Source organism: Brucella sp. IR073, from assembly GCF_049065735.1.
In the GTDB taxonomy this organism is placed as follows: Bacteria; Pseudomonadota; Alphaproteobacteria; order Rhizobiales; family Rhizobiaceae; genus Paramesorhizobium.
The window spans coordinates 73,039-91,374 of sequence record NZ_JBAKHD010000004.1; the positions used below are offsets into that span (position 1 = coordinate 73,039).

The window sequence follows — 18,336 nt, forward strand, 5'->3', positions numbered from 1 at the left end:
ACCGGAACGGAGTGCAGCCATGACCCATGCCATCCGTGTTCATCAGCTCGGCGGACCCGATGTGCTTGTTTACGAAAAAGTTGCAGTTGGCGAGCCTGGCCCCGGCGAAGCCAAAATTCGGCAGGAAGCTGTCGGTCTCAATTTCCTCGACACCTTGTTCCGCACCGGCACTGGCCTCTATAAGGCGCCCTCGCTGCCCTTCACGCCGGGCAATGAAGGCGCAGGGGTAGTTCTCTCCGTCGGGCCGGGCGTGACGAACGTGAAACCCGGCGATCGCGTCGCCTATATCGTGACGCTGGGCGGATATGCGGAAGAACGCATCGTCCCCGCCGACCGGCTGGTCATCGTGCCCAATGGTATCGACCTCAAAACCGCCGCCTCGGTGATGCTGAAAGGCATGACGGTGCAATATCTCCTGCGGCGTACCTTTCCGGTTAAAAAAGGCGACACGATCCTTTTCCACGCCGCAGCGGGCGGCGTCGGCCTTATCGCAGGGCAATGGGCGAAACATCTTGGTGCAACGGTCATCGGCACAGCCAGTTCGCCCGAAAAGATAGAACTCGCCAAGGCCAATGGCTACGACCATGTCATCAACTACCGCACCGAGAATTTTGTCGAGCGTGTGAGGGCGCTGACGGGCGGGCAGGGCGTCGAAGTGGTCTATGATTCGGTCGGCAAGGATACTTTCCCCGGCTCGCTCGATGTCCTGAAGCCGCTCGGCATGTTCGTGAGCTTCGGCCTGTCCTCAGGCCCCATCCCTCCTTTTGACATTTCGCTCCTACAGCAAAAGGGATCGCTCTTCGCCACACGGCCAACCCTCAATACCTACATCGCCAAGCAAGAAGATCTCCAGGCCACCGCGAAAGATTTGTTCTCCGCTATCGAAAGGGGTGTGGTGTCGGTCCACATCAACCAGACCTATCCGCTGAAGGATGCCGCGCAGGCGCATCGCGATCTTGAAAACCGCAAGACAACAGGCACGACGGTGCTTATTCCCTAGGCTGACGCTTTGGTTGCATGATTGATGTGCAAAACTTCACGGGTGCGCCTTTTTTGCACTTCCCAATATTAGAGGTGCTGTCATAAGAACGCCTTGAGCGGGGCTTGGCCGTTCCGGCCAGGCTCTGATTAGCTTTTGGGGGACTTGTGTCAGCTGTATCCGCCAACCCGCCGCTTCTTGATGTGCGCCGGATCACCAAGGTTTTTGGTAATCTGGTGGCATGCGATGCGGTTGACCTCGTCATTGAGCCGGGGGAAATCCACGCGCTGCTGGGCGAGAACGGCGCGGGCAAGTCGACCCTTGTGAAAATGCTGTTCGGCTCGCTCCAACCCGCTTCGGGCGAGATATTCTGGAAGGGCCGCCCCGTTTCCATTTCCAATCCCGCTATGGCGCGCGGGCTCGGCATCGGCATGGTGTTTCAGCATTTTTCGCTGTTCGACTCCCTGACCGCAGCGGAGAACATCGCGTTATCGCTCGACAAGTCCATACCACTCAAGACGATTGCCGCCAAGGCGCGCGAGATTGGCGAGGCGTACGGCCTGCCGCTCGACCCCGACAGCGTGGTCGGCGACCTCTCGGTGGGCGAGCGCCAGCGCATCGAGATCATCCGCTGTCTCTTGCAGGAGCCGGATCTGATCATTCTCGACGAGCCGACCTCCGTGCTGACGCCGCAGGAGGCCGACCGCCTGTTCGAGACGCTGGAGCGGCTGCGCGCCGAGGGCAAATCGATCCTCTATATCAGCCATCGGCTGGAGGAGGTGAAGCGCCTCTGCGACCGCGCCACGGTCCTGCGCCACGGCAAGGTGGTGGGCCATTGCGACCCGAGACAGCAGACCGCCGCCTCACTCGCCCGCATGATGGTCGGCAATGAGATCAAGATGGTTCAGCGCGACGCCCTTACGGCAAGCCTGCCGAACCACGCAAAACCGCTTCTCCAGATCGTGAACCTCAGCCAGCCGCCGCGCGGGCCGTTCTCCACCGCGCTTCACGATATGAACCTCTCCGTCCATGCGGGCGAAATCATCGGCATTGCCGGGGTAGCGGGCAACGGGCAGGGCGAGTTCTTCGAGGCGGTGTCAGGCGAGGTGCTTCAGGCCAATGCCGGTATGGTGTTGATATCAGGGGTTCCCGCCGGGCGCGCGGATATCGAGAAGCGCAGACGCCTCGGCGCGGCCTTCGTGCCGGAGGAGCGGCTGGGCCACGGCGCGGTGCCCGATTTGCCGCTGACCGACAATCTTCTCCTTTCCCGCCATGCCACCGACGGCAAGGCCTTCCTCAAGGGCGGCCCGCTGAAGATCTTGCGCCATCGCGGCCTGCAAGCCGCCGTAGGTGCAATCGTCAAGGCGATGGACGTGCGCAAGAGCGGCGAAAACCCCGATGCTGCCGCGCTATCGGGCGGAAATCTGCAAAAATTCATAATCGGGCGTGAGCTCGCCCGCAAGCCTGCCGTGCTGGTGGTCAATCAGCCGACATGGGGCGTGGACGCAGGAGCCGCGGCGCATATTCGCCAGTCGCTGGTCGATCTTGCTCGCAGTGGTTCTGCCGTTCTCGTCATCAGCCAGGATCTGGACGAGCTTCTCGAAATCTGCGACCGCATTGCCGTCATGAACCACGGCACGCTTTCGGAAGCGCTTCCGACAAGCGAGGTGACGCTCGAAAAGATCGGCTTGATGATGGGCGGGGCCGACGCTGGGCGGAAGATCACAGGCAAGGCGGCATGATGCGTATCGAACTCGTCAAGCGGCCGCAACATTCCGTCCTGTTCAGCGCGCTTTCCCCTCTGATCGCTCTGATGCTGACGCTCGTCGCTGGGGCAATCCTCTTCGCGCTGATGGGCAAACCGCCGCTTCACGCTCTCTATGTCTATTTCATCGAGCCGCTGACCGAGGTTTGGTCGCTGCATGAGCTGATGGTCAAGGCCGCACCGCTGATCCTGATCGCGGCCGGCCTTTCGCTTTGCTACCGCGCCAATGTCTGGAACATCGGCGCGGAAGGGCAGTTCATCGCCGGGGCGATTGCCGGGTCGGTGCTGCCGGTGATGTTCCCGGATTTCCAGTTCTGGGCGGTGCTGCCCTTGATGCTATTGATGGGCATGGCCGGCGGCGCGGCCTATGCCGCCATCCCCGCCTTCCTCAAGGTGCGCTTCAACACCAATGAGATCCTGACGAGCCTGATGCTGGTCTATATCGCGCAATATTTCCTCGATTGGATCGTGCGCGGCCCGTGGCGCAATCCGGAAGGCTATAATTTCCCCGAGACGCGGCAGTTCAACGCCTCTGCCGTCCTGCCGGAAGTGTGGTCCGCATCGGGCCGCGCCCATTGGGGCATCGTGTTGGCCATCCTCACCGCGCTCATCCTCTGGTTCGTGCTTGCGCGCACCATGAAGGGCTTCGAGGTGCGGGTGCTCGGCGGCAGCCCGCGGGCAGGGCGCTTCGCCGGGTTCAGCGCTGGGAGGATGACCTTCTTCGTCTTCCTCGTCTCCGGCGCTTGTGCCGGCCTGGCGGGTATCGCGGAAGTCTCCGGCGCCATCGGCCAGCTTCGCCCCAGCATTTCGCCGGGCTATGGCTTCACCGCCATCATCGTCGCATTTCTGGGCCGGCTCAACCCGCTCGGCATTGTCGCCGCCGGGTTCGTCCTCGCTTTGTCCTATCTGGGCGGCGAGGCGGCGCAGGTTGCCATCGGCATTTCGGAAAAATCCGCCCGCATCTTTCAGGGCATGATCCTGTTCTTCGTGCTGGCGAGCGACACGCTCATTCATTACCGCATCCGGCTCGTCTCATCGAAGCCGGTTAAGAAGGAGGGCTGACGCATGGAGATGACCGAGGCCATCCTGTTGACCGTCGCCACCGCCGCCACGCCGCTACTCATCGCCGCCATTGGCGAACTGGTAGTGGAGCGCTCCGGCGTCCTCAATCTCGGCGTCGAAGGCATGATGATCATGGGCGCTGTCACGGCCTTCGCCGCCGCGCAGATGACCGGATCGGCCTGGCTCGGCATGTTCGCCGCCATCCTCGCGGGCGCGGCCTTCTCGGCGCTGTTCGGCTTCCTCACGCTGACGCTGGTGACCAATCAAGTGGCGAGTGGCTTGGCGCTCACCATTCTGGGGCTCGGCGCCTCCGCCATGATCGGCGAGAGCTTTGTCGGCCTGCCCGGCGTGCGCATGGAAGCGATCCATATCCCGTACCTCAGCGAGGTACCGCTTATCGGTAAATTCCTGTTCGGGCAGGCCCCGATTTTCTATCTCTCGATCCTGCTCGTCGTCGGCGTCCACTGGTTCCTGTTCCGCACCCGCGCCGGGCTGACGCTGCGCGCCATCGGCGACAACCACAAATCGGCCCATGTGCTGGGCGTCCATGTGGTGCGCACCCGCTATCTCGCTGTTCTGTTCGGCGGCGCCTGCGCCGGGCTTGCGGGTGCACAGCTCTCGCTCGTTTACGTGCCGCAATGGGTGGAAAACATGACCGCCGGTCGCGGCTGGATCGCGCTGGCGCTTGTCGTTTTCGCCTCCTGGCGGCCATGGCGCGTGCTGGCGGGGGCCTATCTCTTCGGCGCGGTCACCATCGGACAACTGCACACGCAGGCGCTTGGCTTCGGCCTGCCGTCGCAGTTCCTGTCCGCCTTGCCCTATCTGGCGACGATTCTGGTTCTCGTCCTGATCTCGCGGAACCGTCGTGCGACCATGATCAATACCCCGGCCTCGCTTGGCAAACCCTTCGTGCCGGACCGGTAACCAGACACACTTGATAACAGGAGAGCAGTCAACATGAGGAAAATGCTTCTGGCGCTTGCCGCTGCAGCGAGTGTCGCATTTGCGGGCGCGGCCCATGCCGAGGACAAGCTGAAGGTCGGCTTCATCTATATCGGACCGCCCGGCGATTTCGGCTGGACCTATCAGCACGATCAGGGCCGCAAGGCGCTCGAGGCGGCGCTGGGCGACAAGATCGAGACCACCTATCTGGAAAACGTACCCGAGGGTTCGGATGCCGAACGCTCCATCGAGCGTCTGGCGCGCTCGGGCGCGAAGCTGATCTTCACAACCTCCTTCGGCTATATGGACGCCACGATCAAGGTCGCCAAGAAGTTCCCGGACGTGAAGTTCGAGCACGCGACCGGCTACAAGACCGCCGACAATGTCGCGGTCTACAATTCGCGCTTCTATGAAGGCCGCTACGTGCAGGGCCAGATCGCCGCGAAAATGTCGAAGGCGGGCGTCGCCGGCTACATCGCCTCGGTGCCGGTGCCCGAAGTGGTGCAGGGCATCAACTCCTTCATGCTGGGCGCGCAGTCGGTCAACCCGAATTTCAAGGTCAAGGTCATCTGGGTCAATTCCTGGTTCGATCCGGGCAAGGAAGCCGACGCCGCCAAGGCGCTGATCGATCAGGGCGTCGACATCATCACCCAGCACACCGATTCCACCGCGGCCATGCAGGTGGCGGCTGAGCGCGGCATTAAGGCTTTCGGCCAGGCATCCGACATGATCAAGTTCGGCCCGCAGACGCAGCTGACCTCGATCGTCGACAATTGGGCGCCCTACTATATCGAGCGCACCAAAGCGGTGCTCGACGGCACGTGGAAATCGCAGAATATTTTCCACGGCATGCATGACGGCTTCGTCGTGATGGCGCCCTACACCAATATGCCCGACGACGTGAAGAAGATGGCCGAAGAGACCCAAGCGAAGATCACCTCGGGCGAGCTGAAACCCTTCACCGGCCCGATCAAGAAGCAGGACGGCTCGGTCTGGCTGAAAGAAGGCGAAACCGCCGACGACGCCACCATCCTCGGCATGAACTTCTACGTCGCCGGCATCGATGACAAGTTGCCGCAGTAAGACACTGGCCTGTTGATGTTGGAGAGCGCCGGGAAACCGGCGCTCCTTTTTACGGATTGGCGTGCGGGAATGATACGCTTCTCCCCAGCGTTGCGGTGATGGGAGACGTTGTCCCGCGCTCTCCGTGGAAGAGGGACATGTCACCAGCTCGCGCTTGGCGTCCGCGGTGGGGGTGTTTCTATCCGCGCCTCCGCGAAGGAGGCGACGCGGTGAAGAATACGCCAAGGGCATGGCGAAAATGTTTCGATCCACGCCTCCGTGAAGGAGGCAACGTATGTTCGGGTATCGAGGCCGCGTCAGTCGCATGGTTTCGATCCACGCCTCCGTGAAGGAGGCGACTCATGCCGAGGCGGTCGCCTTCGCTGGCATTGCCGTTTCGATCCACGCCTCCGTGAAGGAGGCGACACGCCTATCGCATCGAGGGCTTCGACCTGTCTTTGTTTCGATCCACGCCTCCGTGAAGGAGGCGACGACAACCCGCGCGGGACCCCGCAGCACGGGGGGTTTCGATCCACGCCTCCGTGAAGGAGGCGACGGCGGCTTCGGCGTCCATCTCGCCTGTGCGGCGCGTTTCGATCCACGCCTCCGTGAAGGAGGCGACCATCCCGCCGATACGAGGCCAAATCGACGGAATATCGTTTCGATCCACGCCTCCGTGAAGGAGGCGACCCGAGGTCCGATACCCATCTTCGCGCCGCCTCTCAGTTTCGATCCACGCCTCCGTGAAGGAGGCGACTGGTTGCTGATAACCGATTGTTATAGCGGAGAAAAGCCGTTGGCTGGCGCGAAGCTGATGGCCCCTATCGCCGCAATGAATGCAGGCGAGGGGACAGAAAGCAATAAAATCCATGATTTCAATGAGCTGTGGGTGGTGCGAACCTGTCGGCACTTTGCAACACGCTTCAGGTTCGCGGCGGCTTTTCCTGTCGGACTGGGGTATTCAGGCGCCGGACCCGTCGCAAGCTCCGACATTCCGACCCGGTGCTAAAACTCCACCATCCCCGACAGTGCCTCCTCCAGCATCCGCTCATAGCGTTTGCGCGGCACTTCGATGGCGCCGAAGCGTTCCAGGTGCTGGGTGGTGAATTGCGTGTCGAGGAGGGTGAAACCGCGGGCGTTGAGGTGCTCGATGAGGTGGACGAGGCAGACCTTGGAGGCGTCGGTCTCGCGCGAGAACATGCTTTCGCCGAAGAAGGCCTTGCCCAGCGTCACGCCGTAGAGCCCGCCGACGAGCTGCCCCTCGCGCCAAGCCTCGACGGTGTGGCAATGGCCGCGCTTGAAGAGGGCGGTATAGACCTCGCGGATCGGTTGGTTGATCCAGGTGCGGGCGCGCTTGCCCGTGCCGCCGGCGCAGCCTTCGATAACGCCTTCGAAATCCGTGTCGAGCCGGATCTCGAAGCGCCCCTGCCGGATCACCTTCCGCAGGCTCTTCGGCACATGGAAATTGTCGAGGGGAATGATGCCGCGCTTTTGCGGCCTGACCCAGAACACCTCCGGGTCGTCGGCGTCTTCCGCCATGGGGAAGACGCCCGAGGCATAGGCGCGCAGAAGGAGATCAGGCGAAATACGGTAATCGTTCGCCTGCCTCCCCAATGCCATGCCGGTTACTCGCCCTTGGCTTCCGCGGACTGGCGGGCGAGATATTTCTCCAGCCAGTGGATGTCGTAATCGCCATTGGCGATGTCAGGATTGCTGATCAGATCCTGGAAAAGCGGCAGCGTCGTCTTGATGCCGTCAACCACGAACTCGTCCAGCGCCCGCCGCAGCCGCATCATGCATTCCACGCGGTTGCGTCCATGCACGATCAGCTTGCCGATCAGGCTGTCGTAATAGGGGGGGATCTTGTAGCCGCTATAGACGCCCGAGTCGACGCGGATGCCAAGACCGCCAGGCGTATGGAAATGGGTGATCGTGCCGGGCGAGGGGGTGAAGGTGCGCGGGTCCTCGGCATTGATGCGGCACTCGATGGCATGGCCCTGGAAGCGAATATCTTCCTGGCGGACCGACAAGCCGCCGCCGGAAGCGACGCGGATCTGCTCATGCACCAGATCGATGCCGGTGATCGCCTCGGTGACCGGATGCTCTACCTGCAGGCGGGTGTTCATCTCGATGAAATAGAACTCGCCATTCTCGTAGAGGAACTCGATCGTGCCGGCGCCGCGATATTTCAGTTTCTTCATTGCGTCGGCGCAGATTTGGCCGATCTTCATGCGCTGTTCGGCATTGAGGGCAGGGGAGTTCGCCTCTTCCCAGACCTTCTGGTGGCGGCGCTGCAGCGAGCAATCGCGCTCGCCCAGATGCACCGCATTGCCTTCGCCATCGCCGAACACCTGGATTTCGATGTGGCGTGGCTTTTCCAGATATTTTTCCATATAGACGGCGTCATTGCCGAAGGCCGCCGCCGCTTCGGTGCGGGCCGTGGTCCACGCCTCGATCAGATCAGCCTCGGTCTTGGCCACCTTCATGCCGCGTCCGCCGCCACCTGCCGTCGCCTTGATCAGCACGGGATAGCCGATGGAAGCCGCCGTCTTCAGCGCGTCCGCCTCGGTCCGGACCTCGCCGTCCGAGCCGGGAACGACGGGAATACCAAGTTCCAGCGCCGTGGTCTTGGCGGTGATCTTGTCGCCCATCAGGCGGATATGCTCCGCCGTCGGGCCGATGAAGGTGATACCGTGCGCCTCGAGGATTTCGGCGAACTTGGCATTCTCCGACAAAAAGCCATAGCCGGGATGAACGGCATCCGCACCTGTTATCTCGCAGGCCGCGACGATCTGATGGATGTTCAGATAGCTTTCGCGCGAGGGCGGGGGGCCGATGCACACGCTTTCGTCGGCCAGGCGCACATGCATCGCGTCGGCATCGGCGGTGGAATGCACAGCCACCGTCTTGATGCCGAGCTCCTTGCACGCCCTAAGCACCCGGAGTGCGATTTCGCCGCGATTGGCGATGAGGATTTTCTGAAACATCGTGTCTCGCCCGTCCTTATTCGACAACGACCAGCGGCTCGCCATATTCGACGGGCTGGGCATCATCGACAAGGATGGCCGTCACGGTTCCCGCGCGGGGCGAAGGGATCTGGTTCATCGTCTTCATCGCCTCGATGATCATCAGGGTCTGGCCTTCCTTGACCTTCTGGCCAACCTCGATGAAGGGCTTCGCGCCGGGGGCGGGGGCAAGATAAGCCGTGCCGACCATGGGCGAAGGAACGGCGTTCTTCGATGCATCGGCGGGCTTCGGCGCCTCCACGGCCACAGGCGCAGCGGCCACGGGAGCCGGAGCCGCCGCATAGACCGGCGCCTGCTGCGGCACGGTCGCATTGATCGTTACCTGCCGCGAAACGCGGATGCGCAGGTCGCCCTGTTCGATTTCGATGTCGGTCAGGTCCGTCTGGTTCAGGATTTCCGCGAGATCGCGGATGATCTCCTTATCGATACCTGCGCTTCTGTTTGCCATTGCCTGGCCCTTTCCCACTATTCCCGTTCTTCTTTTAATCGCGCGATCCCATCCGAAAAGCCCTCGGCTTTGCGGGGATCATGCGCTGGTGTCGTTCTGCGCGGCGAATGCCGCCAGGGCGCGCAAGCCCATCACGTAGCCGTCCGCGCCGAAGCCGCAAAGGACACCCTTTGCCACTGGCGAAACGAATGAATGATGCCGGAAGGCCTCCCGCGCATGGATGTTTGAAAGATGCACTTCGACGACCGTGACCTTCGCCGCCCGGATCGCATCCTGCAGCGCGATCGATGTGTGCGTATAGGCGGCCGGATTGATCAGCACCGACGCGCCTCTTTCCCCGGCTTCCTGGATCCAGTCGATGAGGTCGCCCTCATGGTTCGACTGCCGGAATTCGATCTCGACGCCAAGGGCCTTGGCCTCGCTTTGGCAGGCCGCCTCAATATCGGCGAGGGTCGCCGCGCCATAGATCCCCGGCTCACGCTTTCCCAGCATGTTGAGATTGGGACCGTTGAGAACAAGGATCGTCTGGGCCATATCCGGTTACTGCTACTGACCTTTGGAACTGCCGGTACTTCAAGACATCGGTATTTCAAGACGTCAACGCGGATGCGCATTCCATATAGAAGGGATGCGCGCAAGGTAAAAGCCTGAAAATGGCGGAAAACGATAGGTTTTTTGTGTTTTCTCCACCAGTTTTTCGGCTTGCAGGGCTGGCTCAGCCATTGCCTTTGCGCTGCTCGGCGATCTTCTCGGCAAGGCCTTCAAGGCCGATTGCGCCCGGAACCACCTCATTACCGATGATATAGGAGGGCGTACCCGTGATGTTGAGCGCATTGGCGAGCTGGTAATTGATCTGGAACGCCTCGGTGATATCGGGCGCCTTCATCTTCTCGCGCAGCTTGGCTTCATCCGCGCCGAGCTTCACCGCCAGAGCGATGGCGGAATCCTCCGTGGCGCGGCCCTGGTTGCCCAGAAGCGTGCGGTGGAACTCAAGATATTTCTCCGGCATCAGCGCTTTGAAAGCCTGCGCTACGATATGCGCTTTCACCGAATCCGGTCCGAGAATGGGGAACTCCTTCATCACAAAGCGGATGTTCGAGTCGCTCTTGATCAGCGCATCCATGTCGGGCAGGGCGTGCTTGCAGTAGCCGCAATTGTAATCGAAGAACTCAACCACCGTGACGTCGCCATTGGGATTGCCGAACACCGCATCGCCGGGCGACTTGAACAGCTTGTCCGCATTGGCTGATATCGCCTCGCGCTGACCGTCCCGCGCTGCTGCCGCCTGCTTGGCTTCGAGCGCGCTCTGCACCTCGAGCATCACTTCCGGGTTCTTGATGAGATAGTCCCGTACGATCTGCTCCACTGCCGCGCGGTCGAGCGGAGCAGCTTCCGTCGAGGCGGCGACCGCCTCCGGCGCGAGGCGCACATGCCCTGCCTGCACGCCCAGGAAGAGGGCGGCGAGCCCGGCGAAGCCGCTGGCGAGGGTGATGGTAATGGCTTTTTTCATGCGCTTCGTCCCGATTCCCGGATTTGGATTTTGACACTATCTGTATTGAGCAAAGAGGAAGCGCGCCAGCCCCGCGGGTTACGAGCGCTTCTTTTTGCTGCTTTTGCTGTTGATGATGTCCTGCGCGCGCACCCATTCCGGCGAGCCGCGCTTCAGCTTCTGCTGCGCCCGCAGCGCGAAGATTTTCGCTTCCTGGATGTTGCCGGAATAATAGTGCATGTCGGCGGTGGCGAGCTCCGCCTGCCCGATATCGCCCATCTGGCCATAGGCCTGCGCAAGATATTGGTAGCCTTGCGCGAAATCCGGGTCGCGCGCGATGCCGGCCTTCAATTCGCGCACGGCGGTCGGCATGTTGCTTTTTGACCCCGTCAGCATGAGCGCGCGGCCATAGCTCATCCGTATCAGGCTCGATTTTCTCGGATCGAGCTGGCTCGCACGCTGGAAAGCCTTCGCCGCACCCGCCGCGTCATTCATTTTCAAAAGGATTTCGCCCTTTATCTCATGAAAATACGGATTGTTCGGCTGCTCCTTGATGAGCGCGTCGATCTTCGGCACTGCCGCGCGGGCGGAGCCGTTGAGATAGGTGGAAATCGCGTCGCCGTAACGCACGGCAAGCCCGCGCGGGTCCTTGCGCGCCAGCCCGGCGATGGCACTCTGGTTTCCGGTATAGGCGGCGATCTTGGCCCGCATCAGGTCATGGCGCAGTTGCAGCGCCGGCGGGTCTTTTTTATCGAAATTGGGGCTGGCATGGGCGAGCGTCTCCAGATTGGCGATACGCTCGCGCGGCAAGGGGTGACTAATGCGGTAGGGATCGACCCGCGTGCCCGTCAACGCCAGCGCGTTGGCGAAGCGCTCGAATGTGGCGAGCATGCCCCTGGCCGATTGTCCGGTCCTGTCGAGATAGGTGATGGCGGAGCGGTCGGCGGTGACTTCCTCCGAGCGCTGATAGCTCAAGAGATTGCGCATCGCCATCTCCGTGCCGCCAAGCGCAAGCCCGCCGCCTGCGCCCGCCACGGAACTGTTGCCCGCCGCCGCGCCCGCCGCTGTTGCGCCGATGCCGAGCAGCATGCCGATGACGGCCATGTTCTGCGCGCTTTCCAATTGCTCGCGCAGGCGCTGCTGGTGCCCGCCCGCCAGATGGCCGGATTCGTGCGCGATGACCCCGATCACCTCATTGGGCGTTTCCGCCTGCAGCAGCGTACCGGTGTTGATGAAGATGCGCCGCCCATCGACAAAGGCGTTGAAGCTGTTGTTGTTGACGAGAACGATCTGGATGCCGCGGCTGTTGAGCCCGGCCGCTTTCAGGATCGGCGCGGCATAATCGGAGACGAGCGCCTCAATCTCCGCATCGCGCACGATCGGCACGGAGCGCCCCTGCGCGGAGGCTGCGTCCAGCGGGAGGAAGCTAACGGCCGCGCCGGTCAGTGCGGCAGCGAATTTCCGCGGCCAGGTCGCGATAGAGGAAACGGGGCGGGGAAGGAATGCGGCAAGGCCCATGGGATTTCCGGTCACTGGTGCTTTCGTGATCAGCCATCTTATAACGCGAATGTTGTGTAGCCTATAGCAATCGGGCAATTGTGCGGCGGGGATTCCCCAAGCTAAGTGTAATCAGGAGGATGAGTTGACCGTTTTCTCGCGCCGTGGCGATGTGGAGCCGTTTCATGCGATGGATGTGCTGGCGGAGGCGAATCGCCGGCGCGCGGCGGGGCATCCAGTCATCTCCATGGCGGTGGGGCAGCCCGCCGATCCGGCGCCCCGAGCCGTCCGCGCCGCCGCCGAGCGCGCCTTGCGCGACGGACGCATCGGCTATACGGACGCGCTGGGGCTCATCGCCTTGCGCGAGGCCATCGCGGCCCATTACCTTGATCATTACGGTGTCAATGTCGAGCCGGAGCGCATCGCCGTCACGACAGGCTCGTCGGCGGCCTTTAATCTGGCTTTCCTCAGCTTTTTCGACGCGGGCGACCGGGTGGCGATCACCCGGCCGGGCTATCCGGCCTATCGCAACATCCTGCGCGCGCTCGGGCTCGAAGTCGTGGAGATTCCCGATCATCTCACGGGCGAGGCCTTGCGTGCCGCGCATGCAGAAAAGCCGCTGAAAGGCGTGCTCTTCGCCAGCCCCGCCAACCCGACCGGCGCCGTCATCGCGACCGACGATCTGCGTGATATCATCGAGACGGCGCGCGAGCTTGGCATTAGGGTCATCTCGGACGAGATTTACCACCGTCTTTCCTATATCGGTGAGGATCTAACCGCGCTGTCGCTCGGAGACGACGTCACGGTCATCAATTCCTTCTCCAAATATTATTGTATGACGGGATGGCGTATCGGCTGGATGGTCCTGCCAAGGGATGCCGTGCGTCCTGTCGAAAGGCTGGCGCAAAGCCTTTATATTTCGGCCCCCGAACTCTCGCAGATTGCGGCGATAGAGGCGTTCGGGGTGACAGAGGAGCTCGAGGCGGTCAAAGCCCGTTACCGGCTCAATCGGGAGATATTGCTGCGCGGCCTGCCTGAGATCGGCTTTCCCCTTGCTGCTCCCATGGACGGCGCGTTTTACGCCTATTGCGATGTCTCGCGCTTCACCAATGACAGCATGGACTTCGCCCGCCGCATGATTGCCGAGGTCAATGTTGCGGCGACACCCGGCCATGATTTCGATCCGATCGAAGGCCACCGCACCATGCGCTTCTCCTACGCCGGCGCGCGGGAGGATATGGAGGAGGCCATCAAAAGGCTGGCGAACTGGCTGGCATAAGCTAGTCCGGTACAGCGGAGGGAACGATTTGAGCGGGAGTCCGTTGTTTGGTTCAACCCGTGAGGGCGTTTCCCGGAAGGAGAATTGCCATGGCCCGTTGCGATCAATGCGGCAATGATTACGACAAGCCCTTTCAGGTCAGTATGGGCGAGGCGGTCTACACATTCGACAGTTTCGAATGCGCGATCCAGAAACTCGCGCCCGTCTGTCCCAATTGCGAGGTCCGCATCGTCGGTCATGGCGTGGAGCAGGACGGCGTCATTTACTGCTGCGCCCATTGCGCGGAAAAGAAAGGCGCGGATGGGCTTGTCGATCGCGCACCCTGAGCCGGTTCAGTCCGCGCGGCCATAAAGCCGGCGCAGATCGCCCTTTGTGTTCTCCAGCACTGCTTTGCGCTCCGGCGAAAGATTTCTGCCGGCGCGGTTGATGTAGAAATCCAGCATTGACATGGCGGAGCGGTAAGGATCGGCGTCACCCTTTTCCTCTGCCGAATGCTGTAGCATGGCCGCGATTTCCTTGGCATCGCCCCGCGCGAAAACGCCCGGTTCCAACCCGAGGGGATTGTCATGCTCGGTCACGTCTTTCGACCATTTGTTCACATTCTGGACCATTGCCTTGCCCTTTCGTCGGAATGGCCAGCCGTGGTCGCACGGCTGCGCCATGCCTAACGCGCAATAAAGGCGGTTCGATCCATACGCTCTCGATTATGTGTGTTTCCCGCGAGTAAACCCGGCCTGTCAGTGGAGGGTTTGCGAATGTTGCCCGCCGCGTTGGGAAATGCCCTTCAACGCTTCCGCCGTCTCCTTCGGCTCATCTTTCTCCTTGGCGAGGTCTCCCAGCGAGACAATCCCGACCAGACGTTTTTCCCGGTTGAGAACAGGCAGGCGGCGAACCTGCAAATGGCTCATATTCTCGAGAACATGGCCGACATCTTCGTCTTCGAAGCAATATTTGACATCCGCGCTCATGACGTCGCGGACCTTGGTGTCCGGGCCTTTGCCAGCCGCCACGCCTCGGATCGCGATATCGCGGTCGGTAATCATGCCGACCAGCCGGTCGTTCTCTCCGACAGGCACCGCTCCGGCATCGAGCTTTTCCATTAACTGCGCGACCTCGCGGATCGGCTGGTCGGGATTGGCGATCCTGACCTCTTTCGTCATGCAGTTTCCAACTTTCATGGCAATCTCTCCTTCAGCTGTGGATGCCCCGCCGCCGGATCGATATTGGTCGGGAACGAATGGGTGGTGCCAATGTTCCGCCGCGTGGAAATTGTGAAGGGCCAAATAAAAAACCGGCGTTTCCGCCGGTTTTTTGAACATTGCTGAGGCTTTTTCTCAGAAGAACCCCTTGCGCTGCCACCATCCGGCGCGCTTCGGCTTTGAATCCTCATCAGAAGCGCTCGATGTCACGACAGGCTCGCTCGCCGGGGGAGGGACGACCGGCGGAACCGCCGGGGCAGGAGGCTCCTGCGGCGCAGCCTCGCTTTTGTCCTCCGCGACGGCGGGCGTTTCCGCCGCCGGTTCGGACTGCGCGCCTCCATCGGCGGTCTCAGCCGGCTCAGCGGCCTCCGTCACGGGCGCGGCCTTCTTCCGGCTCTTGCGGGCAGGCTTGGCGGGTTTCTCCTCCACCGGAGCCGCCTCCAGATCCTCGGCAGCCGTCACGACCGCTTCCTCCACGGGCTTGGCCTTGGTAGAGCGTCGGCGCGTCGGTTTCTTCGGCGGTTCCGTGCCTTCGACGCTGGCTGCGGCCTCAACGTCTTCCACGGGCGCCGAGACCGTTTCGGCCTCGACCGGAGCGGCGGCGACGGGCGCTTCCTCCGCGGGAGCTTCGGCTACTACTGCTTCCGTGATGGCGGCGAGGGCGGCGGCGCGCGCTGCTTCCAGCGCGGCCACGTCACCCACCGGCTCTGCGGGCGGCACCGGCGCCAGCTTCACGCCGGCAACGGCATCCTCGCCTTCGCGGCGGTTGCGGCGTCCGCCACGGCGTCCACGGCGGCGCTTCTTGCCGCGCCCTTCATCCGAGGCATCGGCGGAGGCGTTCTCGCCATCCTCATCTGAATCGTCGTCCGTCTCACCGGCCTCACGGGCGCCCGACTGGGCATCGGCGGCGCCGTTCTCCTGCGCCTCCCGATCCCGCCCGCCACGGCGGCGACGACGGCGGCGGCGCTTACGGCCGTTTTCGTCGGAGCGCTCTTCACGCGCGGATTCGCTGGTCTCTTCTTCCTCGTCCTCGACGGCGATTTCCGGCTCATCGATGTCTTCCTCGACGGGCTCGGGATAGGGTGCAACGACAGGTGCGGGCGCGACGGGGCCAAGCGCCGGGGTACCCCGGTCGATGGCAAGGTGCTGCTGCACGCTGATGCTGTCGTCGGCCTCGATATCGATGGTCAGGCCGAAACGGGCTTCGAGATCGGCCAGATTCCTGCGCTTATGATTGAGCACATAAAGCGCGGTCGAAACCGGGGTGCGCACGATGATATTATGCGTCGAGTGGCGCAGCAGATATTCCTCGATCGAGCGCATCACATGCAGCCCGACCGACGAGGCGGAGCGGACATAGCCGGTGCCGGCGCAATGGGCGCAGACCTGCATCGTGCTTTCAAGCACCGACGCGCGGATGCGCTGGCGGGACATCTCCAGAAGGCCGAAATGCGAGATGCGGCCCACTTGGATGCGCGCGCGATCGTCCTTGAGGCAATCCTTTAGCCGCTTTTCGACCGCCCGGTTGTTGCGCTTCTCCTCCATATCGATGAAGTCGATCACGATCAGGCCGGCAAGGTCGCGCAGGCGCAATTGCCGCGCCACTTCCTCCGCCGCTTCCAGATTGGTCTGGAGCGCGGTGTCCTCAATCGAGTGCTCGCGCGTCGAGCGCCCGGAATTGACGTCGATGGAGACGAGCGCTTCCGTCTGGTTGATGATGAGATAGCCGCCGGACTTCAGTGTCACCTGCGGCTGCAGCATCCGGTCGAGCTGCGCCTCGATGCCGTTGCGGGCGAAGATCGGCACCGGATCGCGATAGGGCTGAACCACCTTGGCGTGGCTCGGCATCAGCATCCGCATGAAATCCTTGGCCTCGCGATAGCCATCCTCGCCGGCCACGAGGATTTCGCCGATATCCTTGTTGTAGAGGTCGCGGATCGAGCGCTTGATAAGGCTGCCTTCCTCATAGACGAGGGCAGGAGCCGTCGATTGCAGCGTCAGCGTGCGGACATTTTCCCACAGCCGCATCAGATATTCGTAGTCGCGCTTCACCTCCGCCTTGGTGCGGTTCGCTCCGGCGGTGCGCAGGATCACGCCCATGCCCTTCGGCACTTCGAGCTCGGTGACGATTTCCTTCAGGCGCTTGCGGTCCTGCGGATTGGTGATCTTGCGGGAAATGCCGCCGCCACGCGCGGTGTTCGGCATCAGCACGGAATAGCGCCCGGCGAGCGAAAGATAAGTCGTCAGCGCCGCGCCCTTATTGCCGCGCTCTTCCTTGACCACCTGGACGAGCAGGATCTGCCGGCGCTTGATCACTTCCTGGATCTTGTACTGGCGGCGCTGGAAGCGCTGGTGCGTCGGCACTTCCTCCAGCGCATCCTCTGCGCCGACCGACTCGACCACCTCGTTTTCTTCCTGGTCCTCGTCGGCGGCCTCCTTGCGGCGGCGCCTGGATGACGGACGCCGTGCCTCTTCGTCCGGCGCGCCCTCAGCGTCCGTTTCATCGAAGTCCGCATCGTCAGGAAGCGCTTCGGAGATCACGCCGCCTTCCACCGCCGCGGCAATGGACATGCTGCCCGGCTCATCGCCTTCGTCGTCCGCCGCGATCTCGCCTTCCGTCGCGTCATCGTCGACGGCTTCGGCCTTCGCGCCCGAATCTTCGGGGCGGCGGCGCTTGTCTCGGCGCTTGCGGCGCGACTTGTCCTCGCGGCCATTGCCGTCCTCGTCCTCATCTTCCTCGCTGGCAGCCTTCGCTTCCGCTTCCAGAAGCGCCTGACGGTCGGCGACGGGGATCTGGTAGTAGTCCGGGTGGATTTCGCTGAAGGCAAGGAAGCCGTGCCGGTTGCCGCCATATTCGACAAAGGCGGCCTGGAGCGAGGGCTCGACGCGCGTCACACGCGCCAGATAGATATTCCCTTTGAGCTGCTTCTTATGCTCGGATTCGAAGTCGAATTCTTCAATCCGGTTGCCGCGAACCACGACAACGCGGGTCTCCTCCTGGTGGGAGGCGTCTATTAGCATCTTGTTGGACATTATTGTTTTTCCTACCGGCGCAGAAGCGCGCGACGGACGACAAGGGTCCCGCCGGGGAGGCGTTCGACCGCAGGTTCGCGTGCTTGCCGGATAATCTTGGGTTCGCTGGGGCAGATCGACCGGCCTGCACACGCAACTGCCTTCCGGCGATCGCGGTACTCAGGCTGGCACTGGTCAATTCCATATGACCCATTATCTGTTCCGAACGAAACGACCTCATACATGGTCCGAAATGCCGGACCGACCTTTTATGCTCGCTTGGAGCCGATGAAGCCGCCTGGGAGACGCGCTCCACCTCTTTGTTTAAGCGGAAAGGACAAACACGCGTCGCTTTCCGCAAATTCCGTGCCGGTTACCCAGCGTTTTGCCCCGCCTTTGCCGTTCCCCGCAATCCCGCCACAACGTGGCGCTATCGCAACATTGCCGGAATTGATTCCGACGGCAAATTTGTAACCCGACTTGCTTTTATGACCTCATATAGACGATGACAAGACCGAATGTCAGGGGCAAGGCTTCGTTAACCATAACGAATTACTCCTTGTTTACGATTAGATA

16 protein-coding genes and 1 CRISPR repeat array are annotated in these 18,336 nt (G+C 62.1%); of the genes, 7 read left to right on the plus strand and 9 right to left on the minus strand.

What is annotated here, in order from left to right; translation table 11 throughout:
- The first annotated feature begins 19 nt into the window (after window positions 1-19).
- From ACOWVG_RS09725 to ACOWVG_RS09745, 5 genes are all read left to right on the plus strand, one after another.
- Window positions 20-1,000, plus strand: a complete 981-nt coding sequence (locus tag ACOWVG_RS09725; RefSeq protein WP_420961781.1) for a quinone oxidoreductase family protein — start codon at window positions 20-22, stop codon at window positions 998-1,000.
- Window positions 1,001-1,146: 146 nt separating this feature from the next.
- Complete coding sequence (locus ACOWVG_RS09730; protein WP_420961783.1) at window positions 1,147-2,721, plus strand: ABC transporter ATP-binding protein; 1,575 nt, start codon at window positions 1,147-1,149, stop codon at window positions 2,719-2,721.
- Entirely contained in the window at window positions 2,721-3,806 is a 1,086-nt protein-coding gene (locus ACOWVG_RS09735; protein WP_420962400.1) for an ABC transporter permease, read from the plus strand. The genes ACOWVG_RS09730 and ACOWVG_RS09735 overlap by 1 nt, the downstream gene beginning before the upstream one ends.
- A gap of 3 nt (window positions 3,807-3,809) precedes the next feature.
- On the plus strand, window positions 3,810-4,730 hold the full coding sequence (locus ACOWVG_RS09740; RefSeq protein WP_420961785.1) for an ABC transporter permease: 921 nt from the start codon (window positions 3,810-3,812) through the stop codon (window positions 4,728-4,730).
- A gap of 33 nt (window positions 4,731-4,763) precedes the next feature.
- A complete protein-coding gene (locus tag ACOWVG_RS09745; RefSeq protein WP_420961787.1) occupies window positions 4,764-5,831 on the plus strand; it encodes a BMP family ABC transporter substrate-binding protein in 1,068 nt (355 codons plus the stop codon).
- Between the two features lie 174 nt (window positions 5,832-6,005).
- A CRISPR array of direct repeats spans window positions 6,006-6,567; the repeat unit is 32 nt; unit sequence GTTTCGATCCACGCCTCCGTGAAGGAGGCGAC.
- Between the two features lie 248 nt (window positions 6,568-6,815).
- Here the strand turns inward: ACOWVG_RS09745 and aat are convergent.
- The 6 genes from aat to ACOWVG_RS09775 all read right to left on the minus strand — a co-directional run bounded on the left by aat (window position 6,816) and on the right by ACOWVG_RS09775 (window position 12,291).
- On the minus strand, window positions 6,816-7,430 hold the full coding sequence (gene aat, locus ACOWVG_RS09750) for a leucyl/phenylalanyl-tRNA--protein transferase (protein ID WP_420961789.1): 615 nt from the start codon (window positions 7,428-7,430) through the stop codon (window positions 6,816-6,818).
- Between the two features lie 5 nt (window positions 7,431-7,435).
- Window positions 7,436-8,797, minus strand: a complete 1,362-nt coding sequence (gene accC / locus ACOWVG_RS09755) for an acetyl-CoA carboxylase biotin carboxylase subunit (protein ID WP_420961790.1) — start codon at window positions 8,795-8,797, stop codon at window positions 7,436-7,438.
- Between the two features lie 16 nt (window positions 8,798-8,813).
- A complete protein-coding gene (gene accB / locus ACOWVG_RS09760; protein WP_420961792.1) occupies window positions 8,814-9,284 on the minus strand; it encodes an acetyl-CoA carboxylase biotin carboxyl carrier protein in 471 nt (156 codons plus the stop codon).
- Window positions 9,285-9,362: 78 nt separating this feature from the next.
- On the minus strand, window positions 9,363-9,818 hold the full coding sequence (gene aroQ, locus ACOWVG_RS09765; protein WP_420961794.1) for a type II 3-dehydroquinate dehydratase: 456 nt from the start codon (window positions 9,816-9,818) through the stop codon (window positions 9,363-9,365).
- 181 nt (window positions 9,819-9,999) lie between these two features.
- Window positions 10,000-10,794 carry a DsbA family protein gene (locus tag ACOWVG_RS09770; RefSeq protein WP_420961796.1) on the minus strand — a complete coding sequence of 265 codons (795 nt, stop codon included), beginning with the start codon at window positions 10,792-10,794 and terminating at the stop codon, window positions 10,000-10,002.
- Window positions 10,795-10,872: 78 nt separating this feature from the next.
- Window positions 10,873-12,291, minus strand: coding sequence for a M48 family metalloprotease (locus ACOWVG_RS09775; protein ID WP_420962401.1), 1,419 nt, complete (start codon window positions 12,289-12,291; stop codon window positions 10,873-10,875).
- A 124-nt stretch (window positions 12,292-12,415) separates the two neighbouring features.
- Here ACOWVG_RS09775 and ACOWVG_RS09780 point away from each other — a divergent pair, with 124 nt between their 5' ends.
- The gene (locus ACOWVG_RS09780; protein ID WP_420961798.1) at window positions 12,416-13,549 is read left to right on the plus strand and encodes a pyridoxal phosphate-dependent aminotransferase; all 1,134 of its coding nucleotides are present in this window, start codon (window positions 12,416-12,418) and stop codon (window positions 13,547-13,549) included.
- A gap of 89 nt (window positions 13,550-13,638) precedes the next feature.
- Window positions 13,639-13,875: a hypothetical protein gene (locus tag ACOWVG_RS09785; RefSeq protein ID WP_420961800.1), complete on the plus strand. Its 237-nt coding sequence runs from the start codon at window positions 13,639-13,641 to the stop codon at window positions 13,873-13,875.
- A gap of 6 nt (window positions 13,876-13,881) precedes the next feature.
- Here ACOWVG_RS09785 and ACOWVG_RS09790 read toward each other — a convergent pair whose 3' ends face one another.
- The 3 genes from ACOWVG_RS09790 to ACOWVG_RS09800 form a co-directional block, all read right to left on the minus strand.
- Window positions 13,882-14,160 carry a DUF3175 domain-containing protein gene (locus tag ACOWVG_RS09790; protein ID WP_420961802.1) on the minus strand — a complete coding sequence of 93 codons (279 nt, stop codon included), beginning with the start codon at window positions 14,158-14,160 and terminating at the stop codon, window positions 13,882-13,884.
- Between the two features lie 126 nt (window positions 14,161-14,286).
- Window positions 14,287-14,727 (minus strand): CBS domain-containing protein, encoded by a 441-nt coding sequence (locus ACOWVG_RS09795; protein ID WP_420961804.1) that lies wholly within the window; start codon window positions 14,725-14,727, stop codon window positions 14,287-14,289.
- A gap of 156 nt (window positions 14,728-14,883) precedes the next feature.
- A complete protein-coding gene (locus ACOWVG_RS09800; RefSeq protein WP_420961805.1) occupies window positions 14,884-17,781 on the minus strand; it encodes an Rne/Rng family ribonuclease in 2,898 nt (965 codons plus the stop codon).
- Window positions 17,782-18,336 lie beyond the last annotated feature (555 nt).